Origin of the sequence: Rhodopseudomonas sp. (assembly GCF_036404135.1) — a bacterium.
In the GTDB taxonomy this organism is placed as follows: Bacteria; Pseudomonadota; Alphaproteobacteria; order Rhizobiales; family Xanthobacteraceae; genus Rhodopseudomonas_A.
Map to the genome: position 1 here is coordinate 1 of NZ_DASWPE010000105.1, position 18,261 is coordinate 18,261.

Genomic DNA, 18,261 nt, shown 5'->3' on the forward strand with positions numbered 1-18,261 from the left:
GGAAGGGTATCACGATCGCGTCGGTCGCACTGGCGGCCGCGCTCGTGTCGTCGACGCCGATACTGGCGGCCGGCAAGACCATCACCGCGGTTATGCATGCCGATCTGCGCACGCCGGGCATGACGACGACCGCCTATATCATTCGCGACTTCGGCTACATGATCTATGACACGCTGCTTGCGGAAGATTCCAACTTCAAGATCCAGCCGCAGATGGCCGAGTTCAAGGTCTCCGACGACAAGCTCACCTACACCTTCACCCTGCGCGACGGATTGAAATGGCATGACGGCGCACCCGTTACTGCCGAGGATTGCGTGGCCTCGCTCAAGCGCTGGGGCAAGGCGGATGGCATGGGCCAGAAGCTCATGGACTTCACCGCGAGCATCGAGGCCACCGACCCCAAGACCATCACGCTGAAACTGAAGGAGCCCTACGCGCTGGTGCTGGAATCGATCGGCAAGCCGTCGTCGCTGGTGCCGTTCATGATGCCGAAGCGGATCGCCGCGACGCCAGCGGGCACCGCGATTTCCGAGCAGATCGGTTCCGGTCCGTTCAAATTCGTCGCCGCCGAGTTCCAGCCCGGCGTCAAGGCGGTGTATGTCAAGAACACCGACTATGTGCCGCGCGCCGAGCCGCCGAGCTGGACCTCCGGCGGCAAGGTGGTGAAGGTCGACCGCGTCGAATGGCTGACCATGGCGGATGCGCAGACCGCGGTGAACGCGCTGCAATCCGGCGACATCGATTTCCTCGAAAACCCGTCCTTCGATATTCTGCCGGTGCTGCTCGCCGACAGCGAGGTGACCGTGCAGACGCTGAGCCCGCTCGGCTATCAGACGCTGGGGCGGATGAATTTCCTGTATCCGCCGTTCGACAATATCAAGGTGCGGCGCGCCGCGTTCCTGGCGATGAGCGAGAAGCCGGTGCTCGACGCGCTGGTCGGCAATCCGGACTACTACAAAGTGTGCGGCGCGGTGTTCGGCTGCGATACGCCGCTGGCGACCGACGTCGGCTCCGAAAGCCTGGTCAAGGGCAACGGCATGGCGGAGGCCAAGAAGCTTCTGGCCGAGAGCGGTTACGACGGCACGCCGATCGCGCTGATGGCGCCGACCGACGTCGGCACGCTGCGCGCGCAGCCGATCGTGGCGGCGCAATTGTTGCGCGACGCCGGCTTCAAGGTCGACGTGCAGGCCACCGACTGGCAGACCGTGGTGACGCGGCGCGCCAGCCAGAAGCCAGTGAAGGACGGCGGCTGGAACATGTTCTTCACCAACTGGGCCGGCCCGGAAATTCTCAACCCGATCGCCAACGTCTCCACCAGCGGCAAGGGCAAGAACGGCGGCTGGTTCGGTTGGCCGGACGATCCGGCCATGGAAGCGCTGCGCGACAAGTTTGCGCGCGCCAAGGCGCTCGATGAGCAGAAGCAGCTCGCCGAAGCGATCCAGGCGCGGGTCTATGAGCAGGTGCTGTATATCCCGCTCGGCCAGTACAAGGTGCCGAGCGCCTGGCGGAAGTCGCTGTCCGGCGTGCTCACCGGCCCGGCGACCCCGGTGTTCTGGAATATCGAGAAGAAGGAGTAGTCCAAAGAGCATTGCGGGGCGCGTGGTTGGGCACGCCACGCACCAGCACTCGTAGCAAGATTTCGGGTTCGCTCGAGTTATCGCTCTCGCGCCCCGGAATGACGTAGCGGCACGCCCCTCGCCCCGCTTGCGGGGAGAGGGTGGCTCGAATGCGCGTAGCGCGTTCGAGTCGGGTGAGGGGGCGCCTCGTTATGTTGAGGCGCCCCCTCACCCGACCCGGCTTCGCTGGCGCTACGCCGGGTCGACCTCTCCCCGCACGCGGGGAGAGGTGAATCAGTGCTTGGAACGGGCGCCCTGTATCGTATCGTTTACATGACCAGTCGGCGGTCGAACTACGCCGCCGCCGCCGCCGCCGCCACCGCCGCCCGCGGAAGCACCCGCACCGGGATCGATTTCGCCGCCGGCACCTTGCTCTTTTCGGCGTGGTGCCACAGCGGGATCAGCGGGTTGCATTCCGGATAGTAGCCGCCGATGCAGCCTTCCGGAATATCATAGGCCACCACGCGAAGCCCGCCGACCTCGCGGTCGACGCCGTCATCGACCGCGGTCTGCAGCGTGATCAGGTCGCCCTCGCGCAGCGAGAAGCGGTCGATGTCGTTCTTATGCATCAGCACCACTTCCCGAGAGCCGTAGATGCCGCGGAAACGGTCGTCGTAATTGTAGATCGTGGTGTTGAACTGGCCGTTGGTGCGCAGCGTGATCAGTTGCACCACGTCGCGCGCCTCCTCCGACATGGCGATGTCCGAGGTCAGCGTGGTGGGCGTGATGAAATTCGCCTTGCCGGTCTTGGTCTCCCATTGCCGGTGCCTTGCGCCGAGCGGGCGGTGGAAGCCGCCGGGCTGCCACAGCCTGGCGTTGAAGTCGTGGAAGATTTTTGGATAGGTCGCGGCGATGGCGTCGCGCACCTTGCTGTAGTCCGCTACCCAGTCGTCCCACGGCACCTTGCTGCCCGTCAGCGTCGCCTTGGCGATCTCGGCGACGATCTTCGGCTCCGATAACAACTCCGTGCTGGCCGGCTCTATCTGGCCGCGCGAGCCGTGCATGAAGCCGACGCTGTCCTCGACCGACACCGCCTGCGGCCCGCTGGCCTGGGTGTCGATTTCGATGCGGCCGAGGCAGGGCAGGATGAACGACACCTCGCCATGCACCAGCGCGGTGCGGTTCAGCTTGGTGATGATCTGCACGGTGAGCCTCAGCTTGCGCCAGGCCGGCGTCACCAGCCGATGCTCCGGCACCGCGCGCACGAGATTGCCGCCGAGCGAGATCACCGCGCGCACGCTGCCGTCGATGATCTTCTCGCAGGCCTCGACGGTGTTGAGCCCCTTTTTCTGCGGCACGTCGATGTCGAACAATTGTTTGATCTTGTCCGCCGGCACCATCTCCGGCTTCTCGGTGATGCCGACGGTGCGCTGGCCCTGCACGTTGGAATGGCCGCGCACCGGACAGATGCCGGCGCCGGGGCGGCCGATATTGCCGCGCAGCAGCGCCAGATTGACCAGCGTCTGCACGGTCTCGACGCCCTTCTTATGCTGGGTCAGCCCCATGCCGTAGATGAAGATCACCGATTTGGCGTGGGCATAGACCGTGGCCGCAGCCTCCAGCGCGGTGCGGCTGAGGCCGGAATGTCGTTCGATGTCGCTCCAGGTCGCGGCGCGCGCCGCGGCGGCGAACTGCTCGAAGCCGTTGGTATGTTCGCGGATGAAATCGTGGTCGAGCAGGGCGGTGGCGCCCTCAGCCGAGGCGGCGTCGTCGAGCGCGAACAGAATCTTAGCGATGCCGAGCATCGCCGCGGTGTCGCCGCCGGCTTTCACCTGGTGATATTGCGAGGAGATCTTGGTCGGCTCGCTGATCAGCATTTCGGTGGGCGATTGCGGATTGGAGAATTCGACCAGGCCGGGCTCGCGCAACGGATTGAAGGTGACGATCGGCACGCCGCGTTTGGCGGCCTCCTGCAATTGATGCAGCATGCGCGGGCTCGAGGTGCCGACGTTCTGGCCGAAGAAGAAGATGCAATCGGTCTTGGTGAAATCGTCGAGCGTGCAGGTGCCGACCGGCACGCCGATGCTTTCCGGCAAGGCCACCGAGGTGGTCTCGTGGCACATGTTGGAGCTGTCGGGCAGGTTGTTGTTGCCATAGGCCCGCGCCAGCAGCGAATACATGAAGGCGGTTTCCAGCGAGGCGCGGCCGGAGGCGTAGAACACCGCGCTGTCGGGCTGCAGCGCCTTCAATTCGCGGCCGATCTCGGCGAACGCTTCGTCCCAGCTCACCGGCAGATATGTGTCGCTGGCCGCATCCCAGCGCAGCGGCGCGGTCAGCCGCCCGGCATCCTCGAGTTCATGATCGTCCCAGGCCTCCAGTTCGGTCACGGTGCGTTCGGCGAAGAACGCCGGCGTCACCCGCTTGCTGGTGACTTCCCAGGTGGTGGCCTTGGCGCCGTTTTCGCAGAATTCGAACACCCGCGGGTCGGCCGGCTTGGCCCAGGCGCAGCTCACGCACATGAAGCCGTCATTCTTGTTCTGCTTCAGCAGCAGGTCCGGGCCGGTGAACGGCACCCGGTCGCGGGTGAGGCTTTTCGCCACCGAGCGCAACGAACCCCAGCCGCCCGCCGGTTCGTCGTTCGCTTCGACGACCAGATCCGGTCCCAATTCCCGCTTCGAGGCCATGCTGCTCACTCCGGTCGCCCGGCGCGGCGCAATCGTCGCGGGCAGGGCTATGACCGGAGTGGAATGTTCGGAACGGTACGAAAGTTCCGCCGATGACCAAGCGGTGATCGACGCTGCGCCGAGCAGGCCCAATGACGTCAGCGGCTCCTCAGCGGCGGCGCTGGGGAGGCGCGGTCGACAGCTGCGGCGCCTGCAGCTCTTTCGAGGACAGCCAGCGTTTCATGTCGGCGAGGTTGGACAGCGTCTGCGCCGCGCGCATCACTTCGTCGCGCGCCGGGCCGTCCGGTAACGCCTCGGCCTCCTTGAGCTGCTCGCTGGCGATCTGCTGGATTTCCTCGCTGGACAAATAGGTCGTCGCGACCCGTTTCATGTCTTCGCTCCATCGTGGCAAATCAACCTATCCAACAAACCCGAAAAGCTTGGTCCGGTTTCCAACACAACGCGGCGAAATATCATTTGGAACCATTTTGCGGCTGCGTCGGGAGCCTTTCGCGGCTGCAAAAAGTTCGCGCGCCGCAAACGACAAGCCCGACGGCATCGCTGCCGTCGGGCTTGGTCGATGATCGCTTGATGATCGCGCGCGATGATCCGGCTTGGCGCCGCGGTTAGTTGTTGAACGGCTTCGGCGGCGTGGTCTTGTCGGTCGACGGCGGCAGGATCGGCAATTTGAAATCGGGCTGGTCGCCGGTCAGCGTCTTCAGGAAGGCGACGATCTTGCTGTTCTCGTCGTCAGTGAATTTCTTGCCGAGCTGGATCCGCCCCATGGTTTCCACCGCCTCGCTCAGCGTCGCCGCCTCGCCGTCATGGAAGTAGGGATAGGTCAGTTCGACGTTACGCAAGGTCGGCACCTTGAAGTTGAAGCGGTCGGCTTCTTCCTTGGTCACCGCGATGCGGCCCTGCGCCAGGTTGGTGGTCTTGTAGGCTTCCACCACGCCCATCTTCTGGAAGGTGTTGCCGCCGACCGCCGAGCCGTTGTGGCAGGCGGTGCAGCCGGAATCCTTGAATAGCTCGTAGCCCGCCAGTTCGACCGGGGTCAGCGCCTTCTTGTCGCCCTTCAGCCATTTGTCGAACCGCGAATTCGGCGTGACCAGGGTTTCTTCGAACGCCGCGATCGCCTTGGTGACTTCCTCGATCGTCACTTTGTCGTTGCCGAACACCGACTTGAACTCGCCGACATAGCCCGGGATCGACTGCAGCGTCGCCACCGCCAGCTCGTGGGTGGAGGCCATCTCGCCGGGATTGGCGATCGGGCCGCCGGCCTGGTCGACCAGGGTCAGCGCCCGGCCATCCCAGAACTGCGCGACGTTGAGGCTGGAGTTCAGCACCGTCGGCGAATTGATCGGGCCCTTCTGCCAGTTGTGGCCGATCGAGCTCTTCAGGTTGTCGGAGCCGCCCATCGACAGGTTGTGGCAGGAATTGCAGGAGATGAAGCCGGACAGCGACAGCCGCGGATCGAAGAACAGCTTCTTGCCGAGTTCGACCAGCTTGGGGTCTTTGACCACCGCCGCCGGCAGCGGCTTGATCGGTTCGTCGGCCGGTGCGGCCCAGACGGGTGTCGAGATACAGAGGGTCGTTGCCAGCAGCAGTGCTTTGGAAATGGTCATGGGAGCCCCTCGAATGAGGCGGCGGGCGCCCAACCCCCCGGGTCTTCGCCCGCCGCTCTTGCAAACTATTTCTATTCTAGCAAAGTGCTGATCACTCGGAATTGACCGCGGTCAATTTTAATAAGACTGATGTGCAACTAGCGCGGGAGGTGCGGCGCTGCGGAGGCGCGCTGAATGCGGCGGTCGTGGGCTGGTTGCCTCAGAGCCCGACCATCTCAGAGCCTGACCATCTCAGAGCCTGCTGACGCAGGCCCGGCCGGACATCGTCTGCCTGCAGGAATTGCAATGCGGCGACGCCGAATTTCCGGCGCAGCCGATCGAACGCGCTAGCCATCACGCGCCGAGCTGGATTGTGCTGACGTCGTCTTGCGCAACGGGGGCCGAGCCGCTGGTCACCCGGCGTCGAAGGCGGGTGAGGCCGGCATTACAGAGCGCGGCGCCGGCCGCTGACCGCTCCGTTCAGCGCAACGTCTTTTCCAGCTTTTCTGCGGCCCGGAAATCGCTGATGTGATCGAGGTTCGGACCGTAAGCGGCTTCCTTGCTGAGGAGATGATAGATCCGCGCGATGACGCGCTGTAGCCGCTTGCTGCGGCCGAACGGCATGGTTCGCGCGCGGCAGATGGCGCGGCGTGCATAGGCGCGGAAATAATCCACAGCGTCCGACATGCTTGTCCAACGTCGACGTCGCAGCAAGGTTCACGGGCTGCGACGGCGGCGGTTGCGCAAGCGGGTCAGCGCTTGGACGTCTTGCCGCGCTTGGCCGATGACTTCGCCGAGCCCTTCTTGCCGGCGGCCTTGCTGCTCGACTTCCCGGTTTTCTTGCCGGTTTTCTTGCCGGCTTTCTTGGCCGCGCTCTTGGTGGTTTTCTTGGCGGTCTTGCCAGACTTGGCGGCTTTGCCGGTCTTCCTGCCGGCGGTCTTGCTGCCGCCAGACTTCTTCGCGGTCTTCGCTGCCTTCTTCGAGGTCTTCTTCGAGGTCTTCTTGGCGGTCGAGGACTTCGCCGCGGCCTTCTTGACCGCCTTCTTGACGATCTTCTTCGCCGCCTTCTTGGCCGACGCCGGCTTCGGCGCGGCCTGCGTCACCGCCTTGGTCACCGACTCGATGGCCTTGCCGGGCCGGGTCTTGCCGGCCGATTTGGCGACGCGCTTGGCCGCGGTCTTCGCCGCGCCCTTGGCCAGCGCCGCGGCGCCGTCGATGACGATGTCGATGAGGTTGTCGACCAGCGGCTTCGGCTTCTCGGCGGGAGCCGACGGCTCGGCGGTCGCGGCCTCATCGGCCGATGACGGGGTCTTCTCGGTGTCCATGGGACCTCCAACTAAGCAACAAGGTGTGATCAATCACCCCGGAACAATTGCCATCGTTGCACTTGGTTCCCGCAGCGTTTCATCAGTCGGCTGCACCGCGGCCGCGGCGCCGACGATGCGGCGCAACTCTGGCAGGCAGGAGCCGCAATTGGTGCCGGCGCGCAGCCGCTGGCCGATCTGCTCGACGCTGGACGCGCCGCGCTGCAGCGCCGCGTTGATGGCGTTGAGGCCGACGCCGAAGCAGGCGCAGACGATCGGCCCTGCATCGGGGCCGGCGGATTTCCCCGACAGCACCGCGCGGCGCTGCGCGGCATCGACCACTTCGCCTTCAAACAACGCCTTCACCGCCTCCCATTGCGGCGCGGCCTCCGCCGGGCCGACGAACAGGCAGCCGAGCAGTCGGCCGTCGACGAACGCCGCGGCGCGATACTGCCCGCCGGGCTCATCGACATATTCCGCAAGTTCGGCTGCGCCGAACATCTCAAGCGCACGGGCGCGCCACGCCGCCGCAGAATCGTTGCTGGCAAACAGCAGGCCGTGACCGTTCTGCACCGCCACCCGCGACCACCAACTCTCCGGCGGCAGCGACAGCGGCGTTCGGCTCAGCGCAAAGCCGCGACACGCGAAGACGACCGGCGCGATCGCAGCCGGCGTCGCCTTGGCCTCGGGTTGTCCGGACAACGGATCGGTGATCGGCGCCACCAGATCGCCGAGCCGCGCCGAGGAGGCGGTGGCATCGCTCCAATGGATCGGCGCGAACAGCGAGCCCGGCCGCTGTCCCTCGCTGACGACGGCCTTCAGAATGCAGCTTCCATACGCCGTCGTCACCCGGGCAAAGCCACCGGCGCGCAGCCTCAAGTTTGCCGCATCTTTTTCGTGCAACTCGACGAACGGTTCTGGGCGGTGGGCGGCGAGCCGCGGGCTCAGCCCGGAGCGCGTCATGGTGTGCCATTGGTCGCGCAGCCGCCCGGTGTTGAGGCGAAACGGAAATTGCGCCGACACGGCTTCGCGCGGGCTCGGTGGTTGCGGCGCGATCAGTTGCGCGCGGCGATCCGCGGTGAAGAAACCGCCATCGGCAAACAGCCGCGACTCGCTCGGAGCTTCGCCCGACCGCGCCGGCCATTGCACCGGCTCCAGCGCGTTGAAGGCCTGATCGCTCAGCGTCGCCAACGCGCCGATATCGAAGGCGCGACCGCCCTCGTTCTCGAAGGCCGAGAGTGCGGCGTGCTCGCGAAAAATCTCGGCGGCGGATCGATAGGTGAAGGCTTGCGAAAACCCCATGCGCTGCGCCACTTGCGCGACGATCCACCAGTCCGGCTTGGCCTCGCCGGGTAGCGGCAGGAACGGCCGCTGCCGCGAGATCCGCCGCTCCGAATTGGTGACGGTGCCGTCCTTCTCGCCCCACGCCGCCGCCGGCAAGAGCACATGCGGCCGCGCATCGAGCGTGTCGTTGCCGGCGACGTTTTCCGAGATCACCAGCAGATCGAGTTTGCGCAGCGCGTCGCGCATCGCGCCAGCGCGCGGCAGCGACACCGCGGGATTGGTCGCCATCACCCACAGCGCCTTGATCTCGCCGCGCGCAATGGCCTCGAACAGCTGCACCGCCTTGAGGCCGTCGCGCTCAGCCATGTTCGACGCCCGCCAGAACCGGCCGACGCGGTCGATGTTGTCCGGCGTAAAATCCATATGCGCTGCAAGCTGATTGGCGAGGCCGCCGACTTCGCGGCCGCCCATCGCATTGGGCTGTCCGGTCAGCGAGAACGGTCCCATCCCTGGTTTGCCGATCCGCCCGGTGGCGAGATGGCAATTGATGATGGCGCCGACCTTGTCGGTGCCCTGCGCCGATTGGTTGACGCCTTGCGAGAAGCAGGTGACAACTTTCGGCGTGCCGCGAAACAGCGCGAAGAATTTCGCCACGTCGGCTTCGGCAAGGCCGCTGACGCGGGCGGTGGCGGCGAGGTCGGGGGCGATCTCGCGCGCCCGCACCAAGGCGTCGGTGAGATTGGCGGTGTGCGCGTCGATATAACCGTAGTCGAGCGCCAGCGTGTCGGCGAGATGCACCAAGAGGCCGCTGAACAGCGCCACGTCCATGCCCGGCGCGAGGCCGAGAAACAGATCGTCGGGCTCGACGGTTTCGGTGCGGCGCGGATCGATCACCACGATCTTGGCGCCGCGGTTGCGCTTGTTGGCGAGCATGCGCTGATACAGCACCGGATGGCACCAGGCGGCGTTGGAGCCGACCAGCACGATCAGGTCGGCCTCGTCGAGATCGGCATAGTTGCCCGGCACGACGTCGGCGCCGAAGGCACGGCGATGGCCGGCGACCGAGGAGGCCATGCACAACCGCGAATTGGTGTCGACATTGGCCGAGCCGATGAAGCCTTTCATCAGCTTGTTGGCGACGTAGTAATCCTCGGTCAGCAATTGCCCGGACAGATAGAACGCCACCGAGTCCGGGCCGTGCTTGGCGATGGTCGCCGTGAAACCGTTGGCGACCGCGCCGAGCGCTGCGTCCCACGATGTTTGCTTCAGCGCGCCGTCGCCGCCGCGCAGCATCGGATGCAAGAGGCGGGTTCCGAGTCCCAGCGTCTCGCCGAGCGCCGAGCCCTTCGAGCACAGCCGGCCGAAATTCGCCGGATGCGCAGGATCGCCGGCGATCGCCGCGCCGCCGCGGCCGTCGGGGCTCGCGAGAATCCCGCAGCCCACGCCGCAATAGGCGCAGGTGGTCTTCACCGCGAGCGGATGCGGAGGCTGCGCGTTCATCAATAGACGTCCTGCTGATAGCGGCCGGTCTTCTTCAACTCGTGGACGAAGCCGGCGGCCTCCGCGGGGGTGCGCGCGCCGTATTGTGCGACGATATCGACCAGCGCCAGTTCGACGTCCTTGGCCATCCGCTTGGCGTCGCCGCAGACGTAGAGGATGGCGCCGTCGGCGAGCCACGCCCACAGCTCGCGGCCGACCTCGCGCATGCGGTCCTGCACGTAGATCTTCTGGTCGCCGTCGCGCGACCACGCCAGCGTCAGCCGGGTCAGCACGCCGGACGTCTTCATCGCCTTGAATTCGTCCTCGTAGAAGAAATCACAATTCGAGCGCTGATGGCCGAAGAACAGCCAGTTGCGGCCCGGCGCCTTGATGGCGCTACGCTCGTGCAGGAAGGCGCGGAACGGCGCCACGCCGGTGCCGGGGCCGATCATGATGATCGGCACGTTGGGATCGGCGGGCAGCGCGAAATTGTGTGCCTTCTGCACATAGACCCGCACCGGATCGCCGGGCATGAAGCGCTCGGCAAGACAGGTCGAGGCGACGCCGAGTCGCTGCCGCTTGCCGATGGTGTAGCGCACCGTGTCGACGGTGAGCGCGAGCCGGCCGGGGGTGGCCTTCGGCGACGACGAGATCGAATACAGCCGCGGCTGCAACGGATCGAGTGCCTCGATGAAGGCTTCCGGGTCGGGACGGATGCCGGGGAATTTTTCGATCGCAGCCAGCACGTCGAGCGTCGCCGCGTCGCCATGCGGGTCTTCGCCATTGGCAAGCGCACGCGCGAGCTTCCGGCGTTCGCCGCCGGTGATGTAGGAGAACAGCTGGAACAGCATGTCGGGCGCCGGCGACAGCGACACGCCGTCGTGTAGCACCTCGCGCAAGGTGCGGCCGCCGATCGGAAAATCCGCCGGTGCGTCGAGCGCCGCGATCACCGCCTCGACCAGCACCGGATCGTTGGTCGGAAACACGCCGAAGGAATCCCCGACGACGTAGTCGAGCTCGCAGGACGCGAGATCGAATTCGACGTGCCAGGTCTCCTTCTCCGAGCCTTGTTTGTTGAGCTTGCGGCACGACGCCACGGTGGCGGTCGCCGGATTGTCGCGCGAACAGCCGGGCGCGGGCCGCGTGGATGGCGCAGCTTCAGTGACGGCCGGCGCCGCAACGGCCGGCAGCGGCGGCGTGGCGCCGAGCTGCTCGGCCAGCGCCTTCACCATGCGGGTGGTTTCCTTGCCGCCCGGCACGCAGAGATTCAGCCGCGTCTCTTTGCCTTCAAAGATCGCGCCTGAATAAGTCTTGCAGTCGGAGCCGCACTGGCCGCAATCCTGCTGCGCCATCGCCGCCATCATCTTCCAGCGCAGCGGCTTGTCCTCCGCACTCTTCATGCGGTCGGCGAGCGGCAGGGTCTGGTCGTGCCATGGCGCGCCACCGTCATCGTCCTCGGCGGGCGCCGGCGCGCCGCCCAGCAGCGCCGACGCCTGCTCGGCGGAGAGCGGCGTGATCCCTGCGCTATCCAGCGACACCAAGCCGGCGAAGAAGCCGTTCAGCCAGGCGCGCTGCTCTTCGGAGAACGGCGCGCTGTCCGGCACCAGCGACGGGATCGGCGACGGCGTGGTCTGGTTCATGCGGGGACCTCGATCGCGAACAGCTCTTGCAACGTCTCGACCTCGTGCCTTCGCACGAAGCCGAGGAAGCTTTCCTGCGGCGTGGCGCGGCGCGCCAGATAGGCTTGCAGCATCTGTTCGACTTGGCGCGGCGCGTCGCTCGCCTTGACGTCGCGAAAGAGTTCGCGGCCGATCGCGGCGTCGGGGCCGAAGCCGCCGCCGACATGGATGTGATAGCCCTCGACGGTCTCATCCTCCGAGACCTCGACCTTGCAGCCGATCAGCCCGATGTCGCCGATGTAATGCTGCGCGCAGCTATTGTGGCAGCCGGTGAGGTGGATGTTGACCGGGCTGTCCAATGCCACGCGCGGCTCGCACCACGCCGCGATCGCCTCGGAATCCTCCTTGGTATGCGCCGCGGCGAAGCGGCAGCCGGTGGCGCCGGTGCAGGACACCAGCCCGGCGCGCAGCGCGCTGGCCTGCGTGGCAAGGCCCAGCGCGTCGATCGCCGCGCGCGTCGCTGCGACGTCGGCGTCGGCGACACCGGAGATCAGCAGATTCTGCCACACCGTCAGCCGGATCTCGCCGTCGCCGAAGCGTTGCGCGATGCGCGCAAGCCCGCGCATCTGCGCCGTGGTGATCTTGCCGACGGGAAACACCACGCCGATCCAGTTCAGCCCGGCCTGCTTCTGCCGATGCACGCCGATATGCGCGGCGCGATCGAACATAGGCCGAGGCGCGATGGCGTCGGCCGCCACGCGCGTCAGCGGCTGCCCGAGCAGCTTCTCGACCTCGGTCAAAAATTTCTCGAAGCCCCAGGCATCGAGCAGATACTTCAGCCGCGCTTTGCCGCGGTCGGTGCGGTCGCCATGCGCGCTATAGATCCGCACGATGGCGTCGGCGAGTTGCGTGGCGTCGTCGGGCTTAACGATCACGCCCGTGTCGCGGGCGAAATCCTGATGCCCGGTGATGCCGCCGAGCGCGAGCCGAAACCAGATGCCCGGTGCGACGCCGAAGCCGGGCTGCACGTCCACGGCCTGGAAGCCGATGTCGTTGGTGTCTTCCAGCGTCGGGATCAGCCCCGCGCCGTCGAAGCCGACGTTGAACTTGCGCGGCAGGCCGATCAGCGCGCGGGTGTTGAGAATGTGGAAGTGCCATTCCCGGGCGTAAGCGCGGGTGTCGATGAGCTCCTGCGGATCGATGCCGGCGGTGGCCGAACCTGTGACGTTGCGGATGTTGTCGGCGCCGGAGCCGCGGGTCCACAGCCCGAGACTTTCGATGCCTTCGAGCACGGCGACCGCGTGGCGCGGTTCGATCTCGCGCAACTGCAGATTGGCGCGGGTGGTGACGTGGCAATAGCCGCCGGCGTGGCGATCCGCCAGATCCGCAACGCCGGCGAATTGCCAGGCGTTGAGGATGCCGTTGGGAATCCGCAGCCGGCACATATAGGAGGTCTGCGCCGGCGCGACGTAGAACAGCCCGTAATAGCGCCAGCGGAAATTGTCGGCGGGCTTCGGGGCGGCGTTGTCGCGGGCTTGGCTCTTCAGCCGCGCATAGGCGTCGAACGGATGTTCGTCGCGCTTCCATTTTTCCTGATCGACCAGCTTTTTGCCCGCCGCCAACGTGCGGTTCTGCGCGTCGATGTGGATGGCGTCGGGGCCGCTCGGGGCAGGCTCCGAAGGCTTGACGGCGCGCGCGCTGCGCGCCGCGGTGACGCCGGAGGCAAAGCCTTCGAGATAGCGCTTCTGGTCGATGCTGAATTCGCTGCCCATCGCGCTTACGCCGCCAGGTTCGAGGAGCGTTCGGCCAGAGCGCGGCCGAACATCATGTCGTCGCGGAACGCCGCGATCGGCGCGCCGGAGCGGATCAAATCGAGATACCACAGCGCGTCGGTCGTATCGCCGAACAGCACCGCGCCGCTGAGCCTGCCACCGGCGATCACCAGCTTGCGGTAATGGCCGAGCCCCGCATCGGACAGCACGATCTGTTCGCTGCCCGGCGCGCCGATGAAGTCGCCCGCCGAGAATACGTTGACACCGGACACTTTCAGATTGGTCGCCAGCACGCTGCCGGTGTAGGCGGCCGCGGCGCCGGCGAGATGCGCCGCCAGCACGCCGGCCTGCTGATAGGCCGGCTCGACCAACCCGTAGCAGGTGCCGCGATGTTCGGCGCATTCGCCGATCGCGTAGATCCCGGCTCTGCTGGTTTGCAACTGATCATCGACCACGATGCCGCGGCCGATGGCGAGACCAGCACTGCGCGCGAGCTCGACATTGGGCCGGATCCCGGCCGCGACCACCACAAGATCCGCCTCGATCAGTTCGCCGCCGGCGAGTTCGACCGCTTCGACGCGGTCGCGGCCGCGCAACGCCTTGGTGTCGGCGCCAAGCTGCACCTCGATGCCGCGGGCTTGCAGCGCGTGTTGCAGCAGCATTGAGGCGCGCGGGTCGAGCTGGCGTTCCATCAGCCGGTCCATCAGATGCAGCACGGCGACCTCCACGCCGGCTTTCGCCAAGCCGTAGGCGGCTTCCAGGCCGAGCAGGCCGCCGCCGATCACCACGGCCTTGCGACGGCCTTCCGCGGCGCGCGCGATCGCGGCGACGTCGGCGAGATCGCGGAAGGTCAGCACGCCGGGCAGAGTCATGCCGGGGACGTTGAGCCGGATCGGCGTCGAGCCTGTCGCCAGCACCAATTTGCCGAACGGCAGCGTGGCGCCGCCGGCGAGCTTGACGCGGCGAATATCGGCGTCGATCGCAATCGCGCTGCGGCCATAGAGCAAGGTGACGCCGCGCTCCCGCCACCACGACGCGGGTTTCAATTCGGTCTCGGCGGGTGCGATCTCTCGCGCCAGCACCGAACTCAACAGCACGCGGTTATAGGCGAGGTGCGGCTCCTCGCCGACCACCGCGATGGCGTAGCGGCCGAGCGCGCGCTTGGCCAGTTCTTCGACCAGCCGCAGCGCCGCCATGCCGTTGCCGATAATGACCAGCGGCTCGCTCATGCGGCAACGCCGTAGGCTTCGGCGATCATGTAGCCCGACAGCGTGGCGTAGGCGCTGGTCCAGGCGCTGGCGAGTTCGGGATTCCAAGCTTCGCCGAGACCCTGTTCGAGCGTCCACAACAGCGCGGCGCCGACGAAGCCGTAATGCGCGGCCTTCACGCCATAGCCAACATGGTGCTTGGCGAGCCGGCTCGCCGCCGGCAGCACGCTATTGAGATCGGTGAGGCCGCCGACCACCACGGCCAGCGTGGCCATCAGCTTCCTGCCCTGCTCGCGGATATCGCCCTTGAACATCGGCTTCACGTCAGGGGCGATCTCAAACAGCCGACCGTAGAACAACGCCGCGGCCTGTTCGGAAATCGGCGCGACCTTGGAGAAGCTGTCCTGGACGAGAGCGATGTCGGCGGGCGTCATGGTCGTCTCCTGGCGTTGCGGTCGCTTCGTGGATCACCCTCCCCTGGAGGGGAGGGTCGCTCGCGCAGCGAGCGGGGTGGGGTGGCGATGAGGTCATCCGCCGTGCGCGCGACACACCCCACCCCGGCATGCACCGCGCTGCGCGCGCCACATGCCGACCCTCCCCCTCCAGGGGAGGGTGAAGGAAGCGTCGGCGCACCAGTCCGCGAAAATCCATATGCGAATGCCCTGCCGCAAGCGGGGAGAGGTGACGCGTCACGCCGCCTCGATGAAGCGGTGGCGCTCGTACAGGAATTCCAGCACCCGCTGCCGGCATTTCAGATAGGTGGCGTTGGTGGCGAGCTCGAGCCGTTTGCGCGGATGCGGCAACGGCACCTCGAGCACCTCGCCGATCGTGGCGCTGGGGCCGTTGGTCATCATCACGATGCGGTCGCTGAGCAGCACCGCCTCGTCGACGTCGTGGGTGATCATCAGGATGGTGTTGCCGAGCTTGTGATGCAGCGCCATCACTGAATCCTGTAAGTGAGCGCGGGTCAGCGCGTCGAGCGCGCCGAACGGCTCGTCGAGCAAAAGCACCTTCGGCTCCATCGCCAGTGCGCGGGCGATGCCGACGCGCTGCTTCATGCCGCCGGAGATTTCCGAGGGCCGCTTGTCCCTGGCGTGCACCATCTGCACCAGATTGAGATTGTGCAGCGTCCAGGCGTCGCGCTCGGCGCGGCTCTTGGTCCTGGCGAACACCTTGTCGACACCGAGCCGGACGTTCTGATACACCGTCAGCCACGGCAGCAGGCTGTGGTTCTGAAACACCACGGCGCGGTCCGGGCCCGGCGCGTTGACCTCGTGGTCCTCCAACAGCACGCCGCCGATGGTGGCGGTGGTCAGCCCGGCGACGATGTTGAGCAAGGTCGACTTGCCGCAGCCGGAATGGCCGATGATCGAGACGAATTCGCCGCGATCGATGGTCAGCGTGATGTCTTTCAGCACCTCGGTGGAGGCGGCGCCGCGGGAAAACACCTTGTCTACGTGATCGAGCTTCAGATAAGCGGACATGGGCGTGATCCTTAGCTGGCCGAGGTGCCATGGGTGACGAGGCGGCCGAGCCCGGCGATGGCGCGGTCGAGCAAGAAGCCGATCAGGCCGACATAGAACAGCGCCAGGATGATCTCGCTGATGTGCGAGGAATTCCACGCGTCCCAGATGAAGAAGCCGATGCCGACGCCGCCGATCAGCATCTCGGCTGCGATGATCGCGAGCCACGACAGGCCGACGCCGATCCGCAGCCCGGTGAAGATGTAGGGCGCGGCCGACGGCAGCATGATCTTGCCGAAGAATTCCAGCGGATTGAGCTGCACCACCGCGGCGACGTTGCGATAGTCCTGCGGGATGTTGCGGATGCCGACCGCGGTGTTGATGATGATCGGCCAGATCGACGTAATGAAGATCACGAAGATCGCCGAGGGCTGGCCGTCGCGAAATGCCGCTAGCGCCAGCGGCAGCCAGGCCAAGGGCGGGATGGTGCGCAGCACCTGAAAGATCGGATCGAGCCCGCGCATCGCCCACACCGATTGCCCGACCAGCACGCCGAGCCCGATGCCGGCGACCGCCGCCAGCGAGTAGCCGAGTGCCACGCGCTGCAGGCTCGCCGACAGATGCCAGAACAACCCCTTGTCGATGCCGCCGTGATCGAAGAACGGATCGAAGATCAGTTCCTTGGTGTCGTTATAGACCTTCGACGGCGGCGGCAGCGTCGAGCCGGTGCGCCGGCACACCAGCTCCCAGAACAGCATCAACAGCGCTATGACGACCAAGGGCGGGATCACCCGCGCCGCGGTTTCGCGCGCGAGTCTGCCGTAGCTGTCGCGCCGCGGCCGTTTGCGCGGGGTGATCGCGACCACCGGCGCGGCGGCGGCCGGCAGCCTGGTGACGGGCGTGGTGTCGAGGGCGGGCATGGTCATCGGGCAGCGTCTCCGTGCTGGACAAGGGCGCGCCGCGCGCAGGCGGCGCGGGGCGTCATCAGGCTTCCACGCGTTTGATCGACAGCGACTTCAAGTAAGCGGCGGGATTCTCCGGATCGAACACCTTGCCGTCGAAGAACGTCTCCTTGCCGCGCGAGGTCGACGCCGGCAGTTCGGCGACGCCCAGCGCCTTGGCGGCGTCGCGCCACAGATCCTCGCGGTTGACCTTGCCGATCAGCGCCTTGGCGTCGAAGTCGGGGGCGTATTTGCCCCAGCGGATATCCTCGGTCATGAACCACAAATCGTGGCTCTGATACGGATAGGAGGCGTGGTCGTCCCAGAACCGCATGATGTGCGGGCTGTTGTCCACCACGCGGCCGGTGCCGTAATCGAACTTGCCCTTGACGCGGTCGGTGATGTCCTCGACCGGGCAATTGATCCATTGCCGCTTGGCGCAGATCGCGGCGACCTCGTCGCGGTTCTCCGGCGTCTCGCACCATTGCTGCGCCTCCATCACCGCCATCAGCAGCGCCTTGGCGGCGATCGGATATTTGTCGACATAGGCGGCCCGCATGGCGAAGGATTTTTCCGGATGCTTGTTCCAGAGCTCGCCGGTGGTCAGCGCGGTGTAGCCGATGTCCTGATGGATCAGCTGCAGATTCCAAGGCTCGCAGACGCAGAAGCAATCCATGGTGCCGACCTTCATGTTGGCGACCATCTGCGGCGGCGGCACCACGATGGTTTCGATGTCCTTGTCGGGATCGATGCCGCCGGCGGCGAGCCAATAGCGGATCCACAGATCATGCGTTCCGCCGGGGAAGGTCATCGCCGCCTTGATGGCTTTGCCGGCGGCCTTCTTCTTGTCGAGTGCGGCCTTGAACGGTGCGCTATCGACGCCGACCTTGAGGTCGCTGTAGTCCTTGCCGACCGAGATGCACTGGCCGTTCAAATTGAGCCGCGCCAGGATGTACATCGGCGTCGGCTGATTGTTCTGCGTCACCTTGCCCGAGGAAATCAGATAGGGCATCGGGGTCAGGATATGCGCGCCGTCGATGCCGTTGCCTTCCGAGCCGAGCACCAGATTGTCGCGCGTGGTGCCCCAGGAGGCCTGCTTCAGCACCTCGACGTCGGGCATGCCGTATTTGGCGAACAGGCCCTTCTCCTTGGCGACGAACAGCGGCGCGGCGTCGGTCAGCGCGATGAAGCCGAGCTTGGCGGTCTTGACTTCGGGACCGGCGCCCTGCGCGAAGGCGCCGGCGGGAAAATTCAGCTTCGCCGCGGCGAATAGCGCCGCGGTGCCGGCGCCGGCCTTCAGAAGCTGGCGGCGACTGAGTGTGTTGCGGCCGCTGCCCGTCCTAGTGTTGGTCATCGTCACCCCTTCCT

General features: G+C 66.2%; 14 protein-coding genes. 1 reads left to right on the forward strand and 13 read right to left on the reverse strand.

What is annotated here, in order from left to right; translation table 11 throughout:
• The first annotated feature begins 8 nt into the window (after nucleotides 1-8).
• On the forward strand, nucleotides 9-1,577 hold the full coding sequence (locus VGC77_RS13100; RefSeq protein WP_331172052.1) for an ABC transporter substrate-binding protein: 1,569 nt from the start codon (nucleotides 9-11) through the stop codon (nucleotides 1,575-1,577).
• Between the two features lie 332 nt (nucleotides 1,578-1,909).
• On the opposite strand, the gene VGC77_RS13105 is transcribed toward VGC77_RS13100, so the two are convergent.
• The 13 genes from VGC77_RS13105 to VGC77_RS13165 form a co-directional block, all read right to left on the reverse strand.
• Nucleotides 1,910-4,240 carry an FdhF/YdeP family oxidoreductase gene (locus VGC77_RS13105; protein WP_331172006.1) on the reverse strand — a complete coding sequence of 777 codons (2,331 nt, stop codon included), beginning with the start codon at nucleotides 4,238-4,240 and terminating at the stop codon, nucleotides 1,910-1,912.
• A gap of 148 nt (nucleotides 4,241-4,388) precedes the next feature.
• Nucleotides 4,389-4,610 (reverse strand): hypothetical protein, encoded by a 222-nt coding sequence (locus tag VGC77_RS13110; protein WP_331172007.1) that lies wholly within the window; start codon nucleotides 4,608-4,610, stop codon nucleotides 4,389-4,391.
• Between the two features lie 235 nt (nucleotides 4,611-4,845).
• On the reverse strand, nucleotides 4,846-5,844 hold the full coding sequence (locus VGC77_RS13115; RefSeq protein WP_331172008.1) for a cytochrome-c peroxidase: 999 nt from the start codon (nucleotides 5,842-5,844) through the stop codon (nucleotides 4,846-4,848).
• Nucleotides 5,845-6,303: 459 nt separating this feature from the next.
• Nucleotides 6,304-6,510, reverse strand: a complete 207-nt coding sequence (locus tag VGC77_RS13120) for a hypothetical protein (RefSeq protein WP_331172009.1) — start codon at nucleotides 6,508-6,510, stop codon at nucleotides 6,304-6,306.
• 65 nt (nucleotides 6,511-6,575) lie between these two features.
• Nucleotides 6,576-7,148 carry a hypothetical protein gene (locus tag VGC77_RS13125; protein ID WP_331172010.1) on the reverse strand — a complete coding sequence of 191 codons (573 nt, stop codon included), beginning with the start codon at nucleotides 7,146-7,148 and terminating at the stop codon, nucleotides 6,576-6,578.
• A 33-nt stretch (nucleotides 7,149-7,181) separates the two neighbouring features.
• A complete protein-coding gene (locus VGC77_RS13130) occupies nucleotides 7,182-9,911 on the reverse strand; it encodes a molybdopterin-dependent oxidoreductase (RefSeq protein ID WP_331172011.1) in 2,730 nt (909 codons plus the stop codon).
• On the reverse strand, nucleotides 9,911-11,530 hold the full coding sequence (locus VGC77_RS13135) for a sulfite reductase subunit alpha (protein ID WP_331172012.1): 1,620 nt from the start codon (nucleotides 11,528-11,530) through the stop codon (nucleotides 9,911-9,913). Before VGC77_RS13135 ends, VGC77_RS13130 begins: the two co-directional genes overlap by 1 nt.
• Nucleotides 11,527-13,281, reverse strand: coding sequence for a NirA family protein (locus VGC77_RS13140; protein WP_331172013.1), 1,755 nt, complete (start codon nucleotides 13,279-13,281; stop codon nucleotides 11,527-11,529). The genes VGC77_RS13135 and VGC77_RS13140 overlap by 4 nt, the downstream gene beginning before the upstream one ends.
• 5 nt (nucleotides 13,282-13,286) lie before the next feature.
• Complete coding sequence (locus VGC77_RS13145; protein ID WP_331172014.1) at nucleotides 13,287-14,510, reverse strand: NAD(P)/FAD-dependent oxidoreductase; 1,224 nt, start codon at nucleotides 14,508-14,510, stop codon at nucleotides 13,287-13,289.
• Nucleotides 14,507-14,923 carry a globin family protein gene (locus VGC77_RS13150; RefSeq protein ID WP_331172015.1) on the reverse strand — a complete coding sequence of 139 codons (417 nt, stop codon included), beginning with the start codon at nucleotides 14,921-14,923 and terminating at the stop codon, nucleotides 14,507-14,509. Before VGC77_RS13150 ends, VGC77_RS13145 begins: the two co-directional genes overlap by 4 nt.
• A gap of 255 nt (nucleotides 14,924-15,178) precedes the next feature.
• Entirely contained in the window at nucleotides 15,179-15,973 is a 795-nt protein-coding gene (locus VGC77_RS13155; RefSeq protein ID WP_331172016.1) for an ABC transporter ATP-binding protein, read from the reverse strand.
• An 11-nt stretch (nucleotides 15,974-15,984) separates the two neighbouring features.
• Nucleotides 15,985-16,878, reverse strand: coding sequence for a nitrate ABC transporter permease (gene ntrB / locus VGC77_RS13160; RefSeq protein ID WP_331172017.1), 894 nt, complete (start codon nucleotides 16,876-16,878; stop codon nucleotides 15,985-15,987).
• A 58-nt stretch (nucleotides 16,879-16,936) separates the two neighbouring features.
• A complete protein-coding gene (locus VGC77_RS13165; RefSeq protein WP_331172018.1) occupies nucleotides 16,937-18,247 on the reverse strand; it encodes a CmpA/NrtA family ABC transporter substrate-binding protein in 1,311 nt (436 codons plus the stop codon).
• Nucleotides 18,248-18,261 lie beyond the last annotated feature (14 nt).

Excerpts from the sequence above, each read along its gene's own strand:
- VGC77_RS13120 (WP_331172009.1), bottom strand. The coding sequence starts at position 6,510 with ATGTCGGACGCTGTGGATTATTTCCGCGCCTATGCACGCCGCGCCATC.
- VGC77_RS13155 (WP_331172016.1), bottom strand. The coding sequence starts at position 15,973 with ATGTCCGCTTATCTGAAGCTCGATCACGTAGACAAGGTGTTTTCCCGC.
- VGC77_RS13145 (WP_331172014.1), bottom strand. The coding sequence starts at position 14,510 with ATGAGCGAGCCGCTGGTCATTATCGGCAACGGCATGGCGGCGCTGCGG.
- VGC77_RS13140 (WP_331172013.1), bottom strand. The coding sequence starts at position 13,281 with ATGGGCAGCGAATTCAGCATCGACCAGAAGCGCTATCTCGAAGGCTTT.
- VGC77_RS13130 (WP_331172011.1), bottom strand. The coding sequence starts at position 9,911 with ATGAACGCGCAGCCTCCGCATCCGCTCGCGGTGAAGACCACCTGCGCC.
- VGC77_RS13115 (WP_331172008.1), bottom strand. The coding sequence starts at position 5,844 with ATGACCATTTCCAAAGCACTGCTGCTGGCAACGACCCTCTGTATCTCG.
- VGC77_RS13165 (WP_331172018.1), bottom strand. The coding sequence starts at position 18,247 with ATGACCAACACTAGGACGGGCAGCGGCCGCAACACACTCAGTCGCCGC.
- VGC77_RS13135 (WP_331172012.1), bottom strand. The coding sequence starts at position 11,530 with ATGAACCAGACCACGCCGTCGCCGATCCCGTCGCTGGTGCCGGACAGC.
- ntrB (WP_331172017.1), bottom strand. The coding sequence starts at position 16,878 with ATGACCATGCCCGCCCTCGACACCACGCCCGTCACCAGGCTGCCGGCC.
- VGC77_RS13110 (WP_331172007.1), bottom strand. The coding sequence starts at position 4,610 with ATGAAACGGGTCGCGACGACCTATTTGTCCAGCGAGGAAATCCAGCAG.
- VGC77_RS13150 (WP_331172015.1), bottom strand. The coding sequence starts at position 14,923 with ATGACGCCCGCCGACATCGCTCTCGTCCAGGACAGCTTCTCCAAGGTC.
- VGC77_RS13125 (WP_331172010.1), bottom strand. The coding sequence starts at position 7,148 with ATGGACACCGAGAAGACCCCGTCATCGGCCGATGAGGCCGCGACCGCC.
- VGC77_RS13105 (WP_331172006.1), bottom strand. The coding sequence starts at position 4,240 with ATGGCCTCGAAGCGGGAATTGGGACCGGATCTGGTCGTCGAAGCGAAC.